General features: G+C 41.6%; 15 protein-coding genes and 1 riboswitch. Of the genes, 12 read left to right on the forward strand and 3 right to left on the reverse strand.

Annotation, left to right across the window (positions count from 1 at the left end; all coding sequences use genetic code 11):
- The first annotated feature begins 32 nt into the window (after window positions 1-32).
- From HCK02_RS06670 to HCK02_RS06695, 6 genes are all read left to right on the forward strand, one after another.
- Window positions 33-725, forward strand: coding sequence for a response regulator transcription factor (locus tag HCK02_RS06670; protein WP_167629303.1), 693 nt, complete (start codon window positions 33-35; stop codon window positions 723-725).
- Window positions 709-1,857, forward strand: coding sequence for a sensor histidine kinase (locus HCK02_RS06675; RefSeq protein WP_425482864.1), 1,149 nt, complete (start codon window positions 709-711; stop codon window positions 1,855-1,857). Before HCK02_RS06670 ends, HCK02_RS06675 begins: the two co-directional genes overlap by 17 nt.
- Window positions 1,858-1,929: 72 nt before the next feature.
- A complete protein-coding gene (locus tag HCK02_RS06680; protein ID WP_167629305.1) occupies window positions 1,930-2,085 on the forward strand; it encodes a hypothetical protein in 156 nt (51 codons plus the stop codon).
- Window positions 2,086-2,182: 97 nt separating this feature from the next.
- Window positions 2,183-2,290: riboswitch (SAM riboswitch) on the forward strand.
- A gap of 80 nt (window positions 2,291-2,370) precedes the next feature.
- Window positions 2,371-3,393 carry a methionine ABC transporter ATP-binding protein gene (locus HCK02_RS06685; protein WP_167629306.1) on the forward strand — a complete coding sequence of 341 codons (1,023 nt, stop codon included), beginning with the start codon at window positions 2,371-2,373 and terminating at the stop codon, window positions 3,391-3,393.
- Complete coding sequence (locus tag HCK02_RS06690; protein WP_167629307.1) at window positions 3,390-4,055, forward strand: methionine ABC transporter permease; 666 nt, start codon at window positions 3,390-3,392, stop codon at window positions 4,053-4,055. Before HCK02_RS06685 ends, HCK02_RS06690 begins: the two co-directional genes overlap by 4 nt.
- A 17-nt stretch (window positions 4,056-4,072) precedes the next feature.
- The gene (locus HCK02_RS06695) at window positions 4,073-4,900 is read left to right on the forward strand and encodes a MetQ/NlpA family ABC transporter substrate-binding protein (protein WP_167629308.1); all 828 of its coding nucleotides are present in this window, start codon (window positions 4,073-4,075) and stop codon (window positions 4,898-4,900) included.
- Window positions 4,901-4,995: 95 nt separating this feature from the next.
- Here the strand turns inward: HCK02_RS06695 and HCK02_RS06700 are convergent, their stop codons facing one another.
- A complete protein-coding gene (locus HCK02_RS06700; protein WP_167629309.1) occupies window positions 4,996-6,054 on the reverse strand; it encodes an Lmo2079 family surface lipoprotein in 1,059 nt (352 codons plus the stop codon).
- A 262-nt stretch (window positions 6,055-6,316) separates the two neighbouring features.
- Complete coding sequence (locus tag HCK02_RS06705) at window positions 6,317-7,279, reverse strand: helix-turn-helix transcriptional regulator (RefSeq protein ID WP_167629310.1); 963 nt, start codon at window positions 7,277-7,279, stop codon at window positions 6,317-6,319.
- Between the two features lie 108 nt (window positions 7,280-7,387).
- Here HCK02_RS06705 and HCK02_RS06710 point away from each other — a divergent pair, with 108 nt between their 5' ends.
- Window positions 7,388-7,867, forward strand: a complete 480-nt coding sequence (locus HCK02_RS06710; RefSeq protein ID WP_167629311.1) for a GyrI-like domain-containing protein — start codon at window positions 7,388-7,390, stop codon at window positions 7,865-7,867.
- An 80-nt stretch (window positions 7,868-7,947) separates the two neighbouring features.
- Here HCK02_RS06710 and HCK02_RS06715 read toward each other — a convergent pair whose 3' ends face one another.
- Window positions 7,948-10,731: a family 20 glycosylhydrolase gene (locus tag HCK02_RS06715; protein WP_167629312.1), complete on the reverse strand. Its 2,784-nt coding sequence runs from the start codon at window positions 10,729-10,731 to the stop codon at window positions 7,948-7,950.
- Between the two features lie 348 nt (window positions 10,732-11,079).
- Between HCK02_RS06715 and sufC the strand changes: the two genes are divergently transcribed.
- The 5 genes from sufC to sufB are packed head-to-tail and all read left to right on the forward strand — an operon-like array spanning window position 11,080 to window position 16,262.
- The gene (sufC, locus tag HCK02_RS06720) at window positions 11,080-11,868 is read left to right on the forward strand and encodes a Fe-S cluster assembly ATPase SufC (RefSeq protein ID WP_115752937.1); all 789 of its coding nucleotides are present in this window, start codon (window positions 11,080-11,082) and stop codon (window positions 11,866-11,868) included.
- Between the two features lie 19 nt (window positions 11,869-11,887).
- Window positions 11,888-13,189: a Fe-S cluster assembly protein SufD gene (gene sufD / locus HCK02_RS06725; RefSeq protein WP_167629313.1), complete on the forward strand. Its 1,302-nt coding sequence runs from the start codon at window positions 11,888-11,890 to the stop codon at window positions 13,187-13,189.
- Window position 13,190: 1 nt separating this feature from the next.
- Window positions 13,191-14,417, forward strand: a complete 1,227-nt coding sequence (locus HCK02_RS06730; protein WP_167629314.1) for a cysteine desulfurase — start codon at window positions 13,191-13,193, stop codon at window positions 14,415-14,417.
- Window positions 14,414-14,854 carry a Fe-S cluster assembly sulfur transfer protein SufU gene (gene sufU / locus HCK02_RS06735; protein ID WP_167629315.1) on the forward strand — a complete coding sequence of 147 codons (441 nt, stop codon included), beginning with the start codon at window positions 14,414-14,416 and terminating at the stop codon, window positions 14,852-14,854. Before HCK02_RS06730 ends, sufU begins: the two co-directional genes overlap by 4 nt.
- 13 nt (window positions 14,855-14,867) lie before the next feature.
- The gene (sufB, locus tag HCK02_RS06740; protein WP_167629316.1) at window positions 14,868-16,262 is read left to right on the forward strand and encodes a Fe-S cluster assembly protein SufB; all 1,395 of its coding nucleotides are present in this window, start codon (window positions 14,868-14,870) and stop codon (window positions 16,260-16,262) included.
- The last annotated feature ends 387 nt before the right edge of the window (window positions 16,263-16,649 follow it).

The following is a 16,649-nucleotide window of genomic DNA, read 5'->3' on the forward strand; positions in this document are numbered from 1 at the left end:
TGGGACTAACAAATTAGAGGAGCGATTTTAATATGACAGCCATCTTAATTGCTGATGATGATAAAGAAATTGTGGATTTGGTGCAGCTCTATCTTCAAAATGAAGGCTATGAGATTTACCAGGCTTATGACGGGGAAAGAGTTTTAGAACTTGTGAATGAGCGGGAATTCTCGCTTGTGATTTTAGATATTATGATGCCAAAACTGGATGGGCTTGAGGTTTGTCGCAGAATGCGTAGCGAGGGGATTTTAACGCCGATTTTGATGCTCAGCGCGAAAGCGGAAGATAACGACAAAATTATGGGCTTACTTACGGGCGCAGATGATTATATGATCAAACCGTTCAATCCGCTAGAACTCTCGGTGCGGGTTAAAGCGATTTTGCGGCGCATCAAGCAAATGCAACAAGGAACGAGTTCGGAAAGCCATCATCTTGTGATTGGACCGATTGAAATTAATCGCGATCAACACATTGTGACGGTTTCTGGAAACGAACTGCATTTGACGACTTCGGAATTTGATATTCTTTATTTGCTGGCTAGTGAACCTGGCCGAGTTTTCAGTTCGGAATATATTTTCGAGAAAATTTGGCAAGAGCAAGCTTTTGGAGCGAGTAAAACGGTGATGGTCCACATTAGCAACTTGCGAGACAAAATGCGGGTGGCGATGGGTGGCGAAAATGTCATCAAAACGATTTGGGGAGTAGGATATAAAATTGAAATTTAAACGTTGGTTAAAACATGTGATGCACGTGATGCGACCGTGGCAAATTATTTTATTTGCGATTTTATCTTGGTTTGTTGCTTCCTTTGCTCTACAAACGATTTATTTATGGCTGCTTTCGATTCGTGATGATTCGGTGGTTTTGCGTGGGTTGAATGATTCGTTTATCGACTTGTTTGGGCGCGGAAAGTATAACAATATCGTCGAATCTCCAATTATGATTCTTGCGAAATATGTGTTGCTGGTTTTGATGGCATGGCTTGTGTTTTACCTTTTCTACCGGTTTATGCGCGGGCGGGCGCTGAAAAATCAGCTTCGGACGATCAATTATGCGCTTGGCACGGACCGAGCTGTTGATACGTCGAGCCTTGTTCCGGAAATTAGCGAACTTGAGACGAACATTGAGAAAATGCGGGCGCGCCAGAAGAACTTGATGGAGCAGGAACAGGAAGCGCAGCAAACGAAAAATGATTTGATCACAAATGTTTCGCATGATTTGCGAACACCACTCACCTCGATTCTTGGCTATTTGAGCTATATTCATGATGACCGGTACCGCGACGAAGTGGAGCTCAAATATTATACGGATTTGGTGTATGATAAGGCGCGGCATTTGCATAAATTGATTGATGACTTGTTTTCGTATACGCGGCTTGAAAGTCCAGATTATTTGCTTGCGAAAGATCGGATTGATATGGTGGAACTGTTGCGGCAACTTGTGGCGGAGTTTGATGGCTTGGCGCGAGAAAAAGGTACGGAAATTGTGGAGCTTTATCAAGCGGAAAACTTGCTTGTGAACGGGGATGGCAATCAAATTATGCGGCTATTTGAAAACTTGTTTTCAAATGCGCTTCGCTATGGTAGTGATAGCGGAAAAATCGAAGTTGTGGCGTATCAGGAAGAAGACTGGGCCGTCGTTAATGTAACTAATTTTGGGGAAGAGATTCCGGCGCTTGACTTGCCACATTTATTTGAGCGTTTTTACAAAGTGGATAAAAACCGAACGACGACGGGAACGGGGCTTGGGCTTGCGATTTCGAAGTCGATCGTGGAACGGCACGGTGGGCTTGTGACGGCGACAAGCAAGAACCGGAAGACTACTTTCACGGTGAAATTACCGCTACTCAATCTTTAAACTTTCTTATCTTTTTCTTTCTTTGCGATTAAGTTTGGCAAGGTAAACTAGGAAGCATGAGGAGGAAAAGTGATGACCATGAAAAACCTGACGATTCTTGTAGTGGCGATTTTGACGGTCTTGGCAGTTTTTTATTTTGTGAGCCAAACGATTGTTCTGCATATGTACGGCGAAACGGTTGAACAGGCGTTTTTTATGGCAAGTGTGGCACCAGCGATTTGGCTTTGAGTGAAGAAAACCATATAATTTATTGTTGACAAATGGTTCTTCAAAATGTAAGATTAAAAAAACAGAGGATATAATAATCCAAATAAATAGTTCTAAATTCTTATCCAGAGCGGTGGAGGGAAATGCCCTGTGAAACCCAGCAACCTAAGTGTTTTTTACTTAAGGTGCTAATTCATGCAGAACGAAAGGTTCTGAAAGATGAGAAGAAAGCGAAGTTGAATTTATTCATGCCTTTCTGCTCATGCAGGAAGGCATTTTTAGTTTATGAGGAAAAGGTGAGGCAAAATGATAACACTCCAGAACGTAGTAAAAGATTATGTAGCGCGTAAAAATCGCGTGCGTGCAGTGGATGATGTCAGCCTAGAAATTGCTGATGGTGAAATTTTCGGCGTCGTGGGTTATTCCGGAGCTGGGAAAAGTAGTTTGATCCGTTTGTTCAACGGACTCGAATTACCAACTGCAGGCGATGTAACGGTAGATAATAAAAAAATCAGTCAAATTAAGGGGCGCGAACTTCGAAAAGCACGCCAAAAAATCGGGATGATTTTCCAGCATTTCAACTTGCTTTGGTCGCGGACGGTATTTGAAAATATTGCTTTCCCACTTGAAATTGCTGGCGTGAAACGAGCTGAGCGAAAAGAGCGTGTGCAAGAACTGATTCAACTTGTGGGGCTTTCCGGGAAGGAAGATGCTTATCCTTCTGAACTAAGCGGTGGTCAAAAACAACGTGTTGGAATCGCGCGAGCGCTTGCGAATGACCCAGATGTTTTGCTTTGCGATGAAGCAACGAGCGCACTTGATCCGCAAACGACAGATGAAGTTTTGGATCTTTTGCTTGATATCAACAAACGGCTGAACTTGACTATTATTGTGATTACCCATGAAATGCATGTCATCCGCAAGATTTGTAACCGAGTGGCTGTTATGGAAGCGGGAAAAGTGGTGGAGCTTGGAGACGTGCTTGAGGTCTTTAAACATCCGAAACAAAATGTGACGAAGCGTTTTATCGAACAAGTGACTGAATCGGATGAAACAGAAGAACTGATCCACCTACTACTCACCAATTATTCTGAAGGCAGGATCGTGAAGTTGCTGTTTATGAGCGAGAATGCAACCCAGCCGGTTATCTCACAAGTGGCTCAAAAATACGAGGTGGATTTAAACGTGCTTCACGGCAGTCTCACACAAACGCAAAATGGGGCTTATGGCACGCTTTATGTGCAAATCCAAGGAACAGACGAAGAAATTGAAAAGACGATTGAGTCGCTACGCGCGGCGAAAGTAGAAACGGAAGTGATTGAAGGATGAACGCATTTTTGAGCGATATTGACTGGACAGCCATGTGGGGTTACACGAAAGACACCTTGTACATGACAATTATTTCGCTGATTGCCGTGTTTATCCTCGGCATCTTGCTTGGTCTCTTACTGTTTTTAACGAACCGCAAACAAAACTTTTTTGCAAGAATATTATATTGGGTGACGGCCGTCCTCGTGAACGTTTTCCGGTCGATTCCCTTTATCATTTTAATCGTCTTACTTCTTCCGGTTACAAGCGCTGTGATTGGGACGATTATTGGCCCAAAGGCAGCCTTACCCGCGCTGATTATTTCAGCGGCTCCATTTTATGCACGCATGGTTGAAATTGCTTTCCGTGAAGTGGATAAAGGTGTTCTTGAAGCTGCAAAAGCAATGGGAGGCGGCTTATCGACAACGATTTTCAAAGTCCTCATCCCAGAAGCGCTACCCGCACTGATTTCGGGAATTACCGTTACGGCGATTTCGCTTGTTGGATTTACCGCAATGGCAGGAATCATTGGTGCTGGTGGACTCGGGAATGCCGCGTACTTAGAAGGCTTCCAGCGTAACCAGCCAGAAATTACGATTATTGCGACGATCATTATTTTAATCATTGTTTTCATTTTTCAATTCATCGGCGATTTACTTACGAAAATCGTGGATAAACGATAAAAAAGGAGCGTGTCAAAATGAAAAAGGTTTTAAGTGCATTATTTGTTTTTAGTTTAGTATTAGTTTTAGCTGCTTGCGGTGGAAATGCCGACAAGAAAAGTTCAGGAGACAGTAAAGAATTAGTTGTTGGAGCTTCAAATACACCTCATGCGGAAATTTTAGAGAAAGCCAAACCGATTTTGAAAAAAGAAGGCATTGACCTTAAAATTGTAACGTATCAAGATTATGTACTTCCAAACAAAGCGTTAGATGAAGGCGAGATTGATGCAAACTATTTCCAACACAAACCTTACCTTGAACTAGAAGAAAAAGAAAAGGGCTACAAATTCGCGGATGTGGGAGCGATTCATATTGAGCCAATGGGAATTTATTCGAAGAAAGTGAAAAGCTTGAAGGAACTAAAAGATGGCGCACAAATTTTGCTATCAAACAGTAAATCGGACTGGCCACGTGTGATCGGCATTTTTGTTGATGAAGGATTGCTCACTCTAAAAGACGGTGTGAAACCTGAAGATGCAACTTTTGATGATATTAAAGACAATCCGAAGAACTTGAAATTCAAATATGACTTAGATCCAGCTTACTTGATGACGGCATATAACCATGAAGAAGGCGATGCGGTTGCGATCAACTCCAACTTTGTTGTGGATCAAAACTTGAATCCAACGAAAGATTCTATTGCGATTGAAAGCAAAGATTCTCCGTATGCGAACATTGTCGTAACAAAAGAATCAAACAAGAACAATAAAAACATCAAGAAACTTGTTGAAGTGTTGCATTCGAAAGAAATCCAAAATTGGATTACGGATAAATGGAAAGGTGCAGTCGTACCTGTCGATAAATAAGCTAGTTTATTAGTTAAAGAAAAAGCGAAAAGTAGAGGAATACCTTTACTTTTCGCTTTTTCTTGTAGTAAAAAACCGCCCGACGTGGGCGGTTTTCATTGGCGCGTTTTCTCTAAATACTTCTTTAATCCGTCAGAAATGGCTTTATCGAGCTCTTTTTTGTTCACGATCTTGTTTTTCTCAGGCATCGCTTGCACTTCTTCAAAAGGAAGTGCTTCGATGCTTGTTAAAAGATCTAGTTGCGTCGCTTTTTCAGCAGATGTGTGCAAAACTCGGATTTTTAAATTCTTAAATTTACTTTCGGAATTTTGCTCAAGTGTTAACTGTACGGATAGATTTTCTCCCTTAGTTGCTACCAGTTTTTTCATTTCGGCTTTCATATTTTTCTTTAAGTCGCTCCAGATGCGTTTTGCTTCGGTTTTAGATATTTCTTTTCCAGTTGATAGTACATGAATAGCGGCATCATCTTTATCCCATACTTGTAAGACTTCGTCCATCAATTTGCTCAAGTCGCGCTTGTTCAATTGAAGTGAAATTTTGCGTCCTTTTTCTTGCCTAAAATCATCTTCGTCCATCTGGTTGAGGAAATCGTATAAAACTTGCAGTGTTTCTTTTTCGAGCCGGCGGATTTCGTTTGCCTGTTTTTCAGCGGCAACTTGGTTGATCGTAAAGCCAAGCAGGTTTTGTGCCGTATCATAGAAATCCAGATATTTGGCTTTTAACGCCGTATTATTTTCTAAAACAAAATCGAGAATTTCTTGACCGCTTTTGCCAAAAGCTTGCTTGCTTTCATCGTTAAGTTGATAGAGCGTGTTAACAGGAATATAAACGCGACCGGTTTTATTGTTTTGCAAAGCTTCAAAATGAAGCGGAATTTCGTTTTTACGGATATTGACATCAGCAAAAGTTGTTTTTTGTTTTTCGTCCATTGAAACTTTGGCGGATAGTGAATCTCCTTTTTCAAGGTTTTTAAAAAGAGCAATTTGCTCAAAATTAGCCAGTTCATTGATTTCAGTTTGAATATTTAAAGTATATTGTTCGTTTAAACTAAATTGTCGTAATGTGGATGTAAAATTCGATTTAGGCGAGCTACACCCAGATAACGTTGTGAAAAGCAATAAAAGAGCAAGTCCTAAGCTTATTGCTTTTTTCATATAAATCTCCTCCATAGCGGATTGTTTCGTAAAGTATTCGATTGTTACAATACAATTAGATTGTTTCAATTGTGTTACGCCACAATAAACAATAGCATAGCGAGCGCCAGATTACAATGCTTTTTGCGGAAAAGGTGTATTTAATGGTAGTAATGTTTATTTTTAACATTCTTCGAAACAGTTGAGTTGATGCTTCGTAACTTTGCTTTTTTGAGGAAAGTATATATGACAAAAGCAACCACACAATGGTGATTGCCTTTTGTCAGAAAGAAGCGATTTGGCGTACGCGTTCTTGATAGGCATTCTGAAGGCTTGGCGGCATTTTTCGGATCATTAATTCTTCACCAAGAAAAAGTAGCCAATGAACCAGTTCGCAAAGCTCTGCCTCGTTCTTTGTATCAATTTGTGTTTTCAAAATTGCGCTCGTTTGATAAGGATTCGTGTACGCAAGAGAGAACTTAAGCGGGTGGTATTTTTTGAATTGGCTAATGGCCTTTGCGCCGAGTTCCAAGTGCAAGTTTTCTTCTTTAGCTTCTTTAGCAAGTTGTTTAAGAATTTGTTTTTTTGAAGGAAGTCGTTTATTTTTGGCACTTTGAACCGCCTGGATCGACTCAATTTCATCTACAGCATCTAATTTTTTAACTTTTTGTTGAAAATCATAATATTCTAGCCACCAAATCGATTTTTCATTATAAAGCCGCAGTGGACAAATGAGATATTTAGTTCCGTTTATGTAAATTTCAAGATGCTCTTCATAAAGAGAGAACTCAATTAATTGTTCAAGCATTGGCTGAGGCAAGTCGCTTAAATCAAGTAAATCCGGGTTGTTGGGATTTGTGCCCTCAAAAAATAACAATTGATTTAAGACGACGAGGTCATCTTGTTGATTTGCAGAAATCAAACCTAGCAGTTTCTCGGCTAAAGATTGACGACTTCTCAAAAACGGAAGTTGCTGGTTTCGAGTCGCCATGAAGGCAACGACTAAGGCTTTGATTTCATTATCTGTAAAGCGAATGGGTGGGAGGATCGCGTTGTTCATGACAGAGTAACCCCCACTTCTCCCGACTTCTGCTATAAGCGGTAAACCAATTTGCTCAATTTCTCGTAAATCACGGATCACTGTCGACCGAGAAATTTGAAATTCATTCATAATTTCAGCAATCGTAAAATGCGCACGGTTGTTGATATAACGCATGATTGTATTGATTCGTTCGACTTTTTGCATAAGAACCTCCTAAACAGTGTCATCTTTTGAAACCTTTTCTTTGTATTATAAAGCTATCAAATAGGAAAGCCAACTGTTTGGTGAGAAATGGAGAAGGAAGGGATAGTAGTGGCAAATTATAAGCTAGAAACAAAAGACGAGTTTGTAGTACTTGGAATTGGAACGGAACTTACTAGTGATTATCGTGATTTTGAAGGGATCAATCGCGAAAAGCAAGCATTCTGGACAAGCATTAAACAAGATGGCACGTTAGAGAAGTTGAAGCAACTAGCAACAAATGAGTATTTATTCGCTGTAAATGAAGCGGTGAATAATAAGATGATGTATTATGCTGGCGTTTTAACTGATGAAGAATTGCCAGAAGCAACTCGAATGATTCAATTTCCAACTGGTGAATATATTGTGGTAAGTGGAGAAGCAGGGTCAACTGAGGAGTTGAGTAACACGCTTGCAGGGATTGCTTTTGGCCAAGTTTTACCGGAAGTAGAAGACGTTGCTTATGTTGGCGGACCAAATGCAATCGTTCAGATGGGAGAACGAGAAGGTCGTGTTTACGGAGAAATTTGGATTCCAGTTGTACAAAAATAACAAATGGGTATTTTGCTTATTCATAACTGAAACAGAAGTCCCTTCAAGCCTTATCTAGCTTGAAGGGACTTCTGTTTAGCTTAGTGTTTATTTTTGTGATACTGATAAATAAAGCGAACGTTTTGTTCTTTCTTAGTGAAACTCCCTTTTACATTTTTTGGATAGCTAATCAATTTGTATCCTTTAATGTTTTTAGCTTTTACATGATAGCGCTCGCCAACATTTCCAGTTAAAATTTCCGTTTTTGCAAGCGACTTTCCATTTTTATCTTGATAAGTAACCGTGACATTTCCAGCACGTTCTGGATTTTTCGCGTATACATAAGTGATCGTTTGCGCTTTATGCTTAAATTTACCAGAAGTCTGTCCGATTACTTTCTTCAAGCTATAACCGCTGATATCTTTTCGTTCCGTTTGATAGCGGTCGCCGATATTTCCTTTTAACTGAACGTCAGCAAGAAGTTTCTGGCCACGTGTATCTTCGTAACGAACTGTGACCGTTGCTTGATTAACGCTCGCATCCTTACCTAGATTTTCAAATAGACGAATCGCAGTGAAAATTTTCTCGTTGTTTGCCTTGCGATTTTGCTCCATTTTCGCCAAATAGGCTTTTAGTTCCGCGCGTGCTTTCGCCGTTCCTTGTTGCTCATTCGCGTTTAAAGCTTCATTGATCTTATCTTTAATGAAGCGAACATCACTATCCGTGTACTGGATGCTTGCTTCGGCTTGATTTGCAAATGAAGTAATCACTCTTTCAAGTTCGCCGAAAGAAGGTTTGTTAGTTCTGTCACGCCACTCCGTAGAACCCCACATGGAATTAGCGAATAAGTTGATTCGCGGATAAAGGGTTTTAGTCAAAATGTATTCTGGAGCAAAGCCATTTGCATCGTCCCAAATCGGGAAGAATTGTCCTTTACTTTGCAGTAACTCTTGGTCAGTCAAGTTTTCCGCTGGATTGAATCCGCGCGAATAAGTGCTTGAGAACCATTCATTATAAAGTTTTTCTGGTAATGGTCGATCTAATTTATCATTTTCAGGCCATAAATCATGATATAAATCAGATGCGGATCCGACAACTTTATAACCTTGGTTGACTTTTTCTTTAGCAGTCGTTGAGCCGTAAATAGTACCCGCCCAAATATCGACTGTAATACGCTTATCAAGCGGAATAACCGCGTTGCTATCGCCAATTAAGTTGTCATTCCAAACGAAGACAGTTTTTCCTTCCGCTAAGAACGGTTCTGCCATTTCATTTAAGAAGAGCCGCAACGCGTCATATTGGTCGGCTTCGGGATTGCCCGATTCCTTTTGTGCCCATTTTGCAAGTTTTCCTTCAGGGTCTTCAAAGTTTTTCGTTTGGAAGTATTCGTCTCCACCGATATGCACGATGTTTGAATCGAATAAATCAAAAGCTTCTTTATAAAGACTCGCCATGTATTCTCTCACTTCTGGTTTCGAAAAATCTAGCGCGCGTGAATCTTCACCTGGATTAAGCAACCAATCGGAATCAAAATAAATTCCATCTTGCTCGGAATGCCCAGGAAGATCAACTTCTGGAATGACCTCGATATTCCGCGCACGTGCGTAGCGAACAAGATCGTGAATTTCTGATGCTGTCCAGTAACCGCCATACGTATCAACAAATTGTGGAGCGACTTTCGATTCGTAACGAATGCCTTCATTATCTTTCAAGCGAAGTTGCAGTTTATTCATTTTCAGTTCGGCCATTTCGTCGACCGTTTTCTTGAGCCAGTCCATCGAATAGTAGCGTCGCCCGGAATCGACCTGCAAACCGCGGATTTCTTGGTCGGTGTAATCCTCTACAGTTCCCGCAGGCAGCCAGTCCCGTTGCCGCAAAGCTTGGAGAAGGGTCATCGTGCCGTTTTGTATACCCGTCAATTGGCTCGAGTGAATTTCCACTTTTTCTTGCGAGATATTGATCTCGTACGCTTCTTTTCGAGAAACAGGGGTATCGGTTTTAAGTGCGTAGTTGATTTTCGCTTCCGTTATGTAAATGCCCGGACGCTTTTTGTTTTTCCCTTTATCTAGCTTGACCGAGTAGGACTTGATTAGCCCTTCTTGTTTTAGCTTTTGAGCGAGTGTTTTCGCCTGTGAGATCGTATTCTTAGTGGCATAGAAGTCTGTATGATTTTTGTTTAACTTAAAGTTTGGCGCCTCACTTTTCACAAAATTTTTAATCAGTGGCATCGTTAAAGGGAATTCGTTTGCTGTTGCCGGATTATAGTCAATCGTTTGGTTGACCGTGGACGCTTCTTTAGCAACTTCTTCAATAGAAAAATCATCCACATAAAAGACACTCGCAAAGTTGAAATCTGAACTCCAATTTGTTAAAGCAAACAAATAAAGTTCAGTTGTGCGTGGTCCCGTTGTAATTGTGAACGTATCTTGTTCCCAAGCGGTCGATTTCGTTTTGTGATTATGGTAAACCGAATTTAGCTGACCGCTTTTCCAGTTTTTACTTCCTTCCGTGTCAAGCACGCCAAGTCGCATATCTGCGCCGCTTTCATTGAAGTAATACATCGAAATCTTGTACTGCGTATTCGGCTTCACGTTTTTTACGACTTGGTTCACAGATCCTTTGCTACCATTAAATTGCCATAATGGGTATTTCGGATCGGTTTTATCCGGTGCTTCGTTTCCAATTTTTAAAGCAAAGTTCCCGGAATGGACTTTCCCATTTAGTGAAGTCACGCGTTCTGCTTTGTAAGTTTGAGTTGCAGTTTTTTCAAGCGGCTTCTCAAACCCTCCATTACTGATACTAGCTTTTTCTTCTGCGTGTGCGTGATTAGCTCCTAAAAATAAACAAGCGGCAAATAGTGTGACAATCAAAGCTTTCTTTTTCATGTTTTCCCTTTCCCTCCTCTTATTTAAAAGCTGTTTGCTAATTCTTGCTGTCAGTAAAACGCTTACAAAAGAAATATAGCAAAAGTTTAACTTTTATGCAATAAGTTTATACTTTTTTATTTCAAGTGGATAAAAAAGCGCAATCATTTTCAAAACGGAATGTGAAAGATTCTCAAATGAGATTTAACGATGATAATCATTTGAAGGGTAGCTATTTCGACTTTTTAATAGTAAAATGAAGGAGGTAAAACGTGCGCCGCATTTTTATTGGTTGCGATTAGATTAGAATTATACTAAACTGAGATTATGCGAAAAAGCATGAACAAACGATAGGGAGGGTATTTTTTAATGTCGACACTAAAGATCCAAGATTTACATGTTCAAATAGAAGGAAAAGAAATCTTGAAGGGTGTGAACCTTGAAATTTCCACAGGAGAAATCCATGCGATCATGGGGCCAAATGGAACTGGGAAATCTACTTTGTCTGCGGCAATCATGGGGCATCCGAAATATGAAGTAACACAAGGAACGATTACACTGGACGGCGAAGATGTACTGGAGATGGAAGTAGATGAACGCGCTCGTGCAGGGCTTTTCCTTGCGATGCAATACCCAAGTGAAATCAGCGGTGTAACGAATGCTGAGTTTATTCGTGCTGCTATCAATAGCCGTCGTGAAGAAGGAAAAGAAATTCCGCTTATGCAATTTATCCGCAAGCTAGATGACAAAATGGAATTGCTTGATATGGATGAAGAAATGGCAGAGCGCTATTTAAATGAAGGTTTTTCTGGCGGGGAGAAAAAACGCAACGAAATTTTGCAACTTCTTATGATTGAACCAGAAATTGCTATTTTGGATGAAATCGATTCAGGGCTTGATATTGATGCGCTTAAAGTGGTATCAAAAGGGGTCAATGCGATGCGAGGCGAAGGCTTTGGCTGCTTGATTATTACCCACTATCAACGTTTGCTTAATTATATTGAACCTGACTTTGTACACGTAATGATGCAAGGGAAAGTCGTGAAAGAAGGCGGCCCTGAACTTGCGAAACGTCTTGAAGCAGAAGGTTATGACTGGATCAAGCAAGAGCTTGGCATTGAGTTTGAAGAGGAAGAAGAAACACTCGAACAAAACTAAGGAAAGTGAGGTTAAAATCATGACGGAAAATACAGTTTTAAAGGATGATTTTATCCGCACTTTTTCTGAAGGCGCTGGCGAACCCAAAGCTTTTACAGATCTTCGCTTGGCGAACTGGAAATCGGCGGGTGAGCTTAGCTTACCTTTTGTGGATAAAACAAAGATTGACCGCTGGAATTTTACGAAGTTTGATACGTACCAAGCTTTTGAAAGCGGCGTAACGGATGAGGTTCTCGCGGATAAAGTCGCGGATCTTGTGGATCTAGATAATAAAGAGGCTAACTTTTATGTGCAAGTGGATACGCATCCGGCAAAGCTTCAGCTTAGTGCTGAACTGAGAGCGCAAGGCGTGATTTTTTCGGACATTTTTACTGCGCTAAAAGAACACGAGGAGCTTGTCATGAAGTATTTCATGACGCAAGCTGTTCAAACTGATGAACACAAACTCACCGCTTTTCACGCAGCATTAGTTAATGGCGGAGCGTTTCTTTATGTGCCGAAAAATGTTGAAATCAAGGAGCCGATTCAAGCGGTATTCGTGCAAAAAAATGCTTCTCTTCCGCTTGTGAACCACGTATTGCTCGTTGCAGACGATAACAGTTCTGTGACTTACGTGGAAAACTATGTGACGCTTGATGAAGATTCGAAAGGCGTTGTGAATGTGGTCGAAGAGGTGATCGCAAATCGTGGTGCAAAAATCACTTTTGGAGCGGTCGATAATTTATCGAATCACGTGACGACTTATATGAATCGACGCGGTCATATTGGCGCGGATAGCCGGATTGAATGGGCGCTTGGGCTAATGAATGATGGCGATACGATCAATGAAAATGTGACGAACTTGATGGGAGACGGCTCTTCGGGTGATGTGAAGACGGTAACGGTTGGACGCGGGAAGCAAACGCAAAATGTGACAACGCGTGTAACGCATTACGGAAAAGCTTCAACGGGAACGATTCTCTCGCACGGAGTTATGAAAGATAAAGCGACAACAATCTTTAACGGGATCGGACACATTAAGCACGGAGCATCGAAATCGGATGCGCAACAAGAATCACGTGTGCTAATGCTTAGTCCTTCTGCTCGCGGGGATGCTAATCCGATTCTTTTGATTGATGAAAATGATGTTGTGGCTGGACATGCGGCTTCTGTTGGACGTGTTGATCCGGTTCAATTGTTCTATTTGATGAGTCGCGGGATTTCGCGCAGCGAAGCAGAACGACTTGTGATTCACGGATTCCTTGATCCGGTTGTGAAACAATTGCCGATTGAAGGCGTGAAAGTGATGCTTAAAGAGGTTATCGAAGGGAAAGTGCGCTAAGATGAAAAATTTCGCTCAAATTCGTTCGGATTTTACAATTTTAAATCAAGAAGTGAATGAAAAGCCGCTTGTTTACTTGGATAATGCGGCAACTTCGCAAAAGCCTAAACAAGTGATTGAAGCGCTCAGTCGTTATTATACGGAAGATAATGCCAATGTTCACCGCGGCGTGCATACGCTTGCTGGGCGGGCAACGGACGCGTTTGAAGCAGCTCGTTCGAAAGTAGCGAAGTTCATTTCCGCCAAAAGTAGTTCGGAAGTGATTTTCACGCGTGGTACGACTACGGCACTGAATCTGGTTGCGGATAGTTACGGGGAAGCGCATGTTGCTGAAGGTGATGAAATCGTCATTTCTTATTTGGAGCATCATTCGAATTTGATTCCTTGGCAGCAGCTTGCAAAGCGTAAAGGGGCAACGCTTCGATACGTGGAGCTTGAAGCGGATGGTTCGATTACTCTAGAAGCGGTACGAAGCGTTCTTTCTGAGAAAACGAAGATTGCTGCTTTGGCACATGTTTCGAATGTGATGGGTGTGATTGCACCGCTTAAGGAAATTGCGGAACTTGTGCATAGTGTTGGCGCGGTGCTTGTTGCGGATGGTGCTCAGGCGGTGCCGCATATGCCGGTTGATGTGACGGATTTGGATGTTGATTTTTATGCGTTTTCGGGTCACAAAATGCTTGCGCCCACTGGGACGGGTGTTTTGTATGGTAAACGTGAATGGCTGGAACGGATGGAACCGACGGAATTTGGCGGCGAAATGATTGATTTTGTGGAGCTTTTCGATTCGACTTGGAAAGAAATACCGTGGAAGTTTGAGGCGGGGACACCCACTATTGGTGGTGAAATTGCACTCGGCGCGGCGGTCGATTATTTGGCGGAAATTGGGATGGACAACATTCATGCGTATGAAGAAGAACTGACGGCTTACGCGCTTTCTGAGATGCAAAAAATCGAGGGACTAACGATTTACGGACCTCTTGATGCAAGAAAACGCTGTGGTCTCGTTACCTTTAATTTGGATGGCATTCACCCGCACGATGTGGCGACGGTGCTTGATGAGGAAGGGGTAGCTGTTCGGGCTGGACATCACTGCGCGCAACCGCTTATGAAGTGGCTTGGCGTTCAGTCAACCGCACGAGCAAGCTTTTATCTTTATAATACGAAGGAAGAAATTGATGTGTTCATCCGCGGACTTCAACTGACAAAGGAGTATTTTGGCTTATGAGTTCGAGAAAATTAGACCAATTATATAGACAAGTCATTATGGATCACTATAAGAATCCAAGAAATAAAGGCGAACTGCCGGATTCGAATGTGACGGTTGATATGAATAACCCAACTTGTGGGGATGAAATTCATTTGCACCTTAAAATCGAAGGCGATAAAATTGTCGAAGCGAAATTTACCGGAAGCGGCTGTTCGATTTCGATGGCAAGCGCTTCGATGATGACGGAAAGCGTGATTGGACATACGGAAAAGGAAGCCCTTTTGATGTCACAACGCTTTTCTGAGATGGTGCAAGGGCACGAACACGAACCTGTGGATGAAAACGGGGATGTAGAGGCGCTTTCAGGGGTGGCAAAATTCCCAGCACGAATTAAATGCGCGACGCTTTCTTGGAAGGCGATGGAAAAAGCGATTTACGAAAAAGAAGGTCGTTAAAGGAGGAAAAGGCATGACTGAAATTCCAGAAATTGGCGAATACCAATATGGTTTCCATGATAAAGATACTTCAGTTTTCCGTACGGAACGCGGACTAACGGAGAAAGTAGTAAGAGAAATTTCGAGTATTAAAGAAGAGCCAGAATGGATGCTTAACTTTCGCTTGAAGTCACTTGAGCAATTTTACAAAATGCCAATGCCGACTTGGGGCGGGGATTTATCTGAACTTGAGTTTGACGACATTACCTACTACGTCAAACCGTCTGAACAGACGGTTCGCTCTTGGGATGAGGTTCCGGAAGAGATCAAGCGAACTTTTGATAAACTTGGAATCCCAGAAGCCGAACAGAAGTATCTTGCAGGAGCATCGGCTCAATATGAATCCGAAGTCGTTTATCACAACATGAAGCAAGATCTTGAAGACTTAGGCATTGTCTTTAAAGACACGGACACGGCGCTTAAGGAAAATGAAGACATCTTTAAGGAACACTTCTCGAAAGTAATCCCGCCGTCGGACAACAAATTTGCAGCGCTCAACTCGGCGGTTTGGTCGGGCGGCTCGTTCATTTATGTACCAAAAGGAGTTAAAGTAGACACACCGCTTCAAGCTTACTTCCGGATCAACTCAGAAAACATGGGGCAATTCGAGCGGACGCTAATTATTGTTGATGAAGGCGCAAGTGTCAACTACGTGGAAGGCTGTACGGCACCGGTTTATACGACGAACTCGCTTCACTCTGCGGTTGTTGAAATTGTCGTGAAACCAAATGCGTATTGTCGGTATACGACGATCCAAAACTGGGCAAACAACGTATACAACCTCGTTACGAAACGTACTTTTGTGGAAGAAAATGGAACGATGGAATGGATCGATGGCAACATTGGTTCGAAATTGACGATGAAATACCCATCTTGTTACCTTCGCGGTGAGGGAGCTCGTGGAACGACGCTTTCGATCGCAATTGCAGGAAAAGGCCAACGTCAAGATGCGGGTGCGAAGATGATGCACATGGCACCGAACACATCGAGCACAATTGTTTCGAAATCAATTTCAAAACAAGGCGGAAACGTAACATATCGCGGGATTGTTCACTTTGGACGGAACGCAGATGGGGCGCGCTCGAATATTGAGTGTGACACGCTGATTATGGACCAATCTTCTACATCGGATACGATTCCATATAACGAAATTTTAAACAACAATATTTCACTGGAACACGAAGCAAAAGTTTCGAAGGTTTCCGAAGAGCAGCTTTTCTATTTGATGAGCCGCGGTGTGTCGGAAGAAGAAGCGACGGAAATGATCGTCATGGGCTTCATCGAACCGTTCACAAAGGAACTCCCAATGGAATATGCGGTTGAAATGAACCGGTTGATCAAATTCGAAATGGAAGGTTCGATTGGTTAATCTTTGAATAGAAGCTCTAAGCATTGATGCATCAGTGCTTAGAGCTTTTTATTTTATTAACATCAATGAGATTATTTATTGGAAAGTATTCTATGATATCACTGAATCAATAGGATGTTATGAATTAGAAATACGGATTGAAACGATAATTCTGCCAAATCGTGTTCGTAAAATCATTTGAATTTCATTATTTTGAAATTAAAGATAGGCAGTAGTTACAAATAAAAGTAGAGAAAGTTTAAAATTCATGTGAAAAATTTCACTTCAATACTTTGGTTTGAGATGATATAATTTATTTAGTTTCAGACACGTAAATTAATTTTACAAGATGAATTTTTTGGTATTGGTCTTTATGGAATAGAAACTTCTAAGTGATAAGCAAAAAGG

Origin of the sequence: Listeria valentina, assembly GCF_011800755.1 — a bacterium.
In the GTDB taxonomy this organism is placed as follows: domain Bacteria; phylum Bacillota; class Bacilli; order Lactobacillales; family Listeriaceae; genus Listeria; species Listeria valentina.

Bases quoted from the DNA above. Each gene is read 5' to 3' on its own strand.
- HCK02_RS06670 (WP_167629303.1), top strand. From the start codon at position 33: ATGACAGCCATCTTAATTGCTGATGATGATAAAGAAATTGTGGATTTG.
- HCK02_RS06680 (WP_167629305.1), top strand. From the start codon at position 1,930: ATGACCATGAAAAACCTGACGATTCTTGTAGTGGCGATTTTGACGGTC.
- HCK02_RS06685 (WP_167629306.1), top strand. From the start codon at position 2,371: ATGATAACACTCCAGAACGTAGTAAAAGATTATGTAGCGCGTAAAAAT.
- HCK02_RS06690 (WP_167629307.1), top strand. From the start codon at position 3,390: ATGAACGCATTTTTGAGCGATATTGACTGGACAGCCATGTGGGGTTAC.
- HCK02_RS06695 (WP_167629308.1), top strand. From the start codon at position 4,073: ATGAAAAAGGTTTTAAGTGCATTATTTGTTTTTAGTTTAGTATTAGTT.
- HCK02_RS06700 (WP_167629309.1), bottom strand. From the start codon at position 6,054: ATGAAAAAAGCAATAAGCTTAGGACTTGCTCTTTTATTGCTTTTCACA.
- HCK02_RS06705 (WP_167629310.1), bottom strand. From the start codon at position 7,279: ATGCAAAAAGTCGAACGAATCAATACAATCATGCGTTATATCAACAAC.
- HCK02_RS06715 (WP_167629312.1), bottom strand. From the start codon at position 10,731: ATGAAAAAGAAAGCTTTGATTGTCACACTATTTGCCGCTTGTTTATTT.
- sufC (WP_115752937.1), top strand. From the start codon at position 11,080: ATGTCGACACTAAAGATCCAAGATTTACATGTTCAAATAGAAGGAAAA.
- sufD (WP_167629313.1), top strand. From the start codon at position 11,888: ATGACGGAAAATACAGTTTTAAAGGATGATTTTATCCGCACTTTTTCT.
- HCK02_RS06730 (WP_167629314.1), top strand. From the start codon at position 13,191: ATGAAAAATTTCGCTCAAATTCGTTCGGATTTTACAATTTTAAATCAA.
- sufU (WP_167629315.1), top strand. From the start codon at position 14,414: ATGAGTTCGAGAAAATTAGACCAATTATATAGACAAGTCATTATGGAT.
- sufB (WP_167629316.1), top strand. From the start codon at position 14,868: ATGACTGAAATTCCAGAAATTGGCGAATACCAATATGGTTTCCATGAT.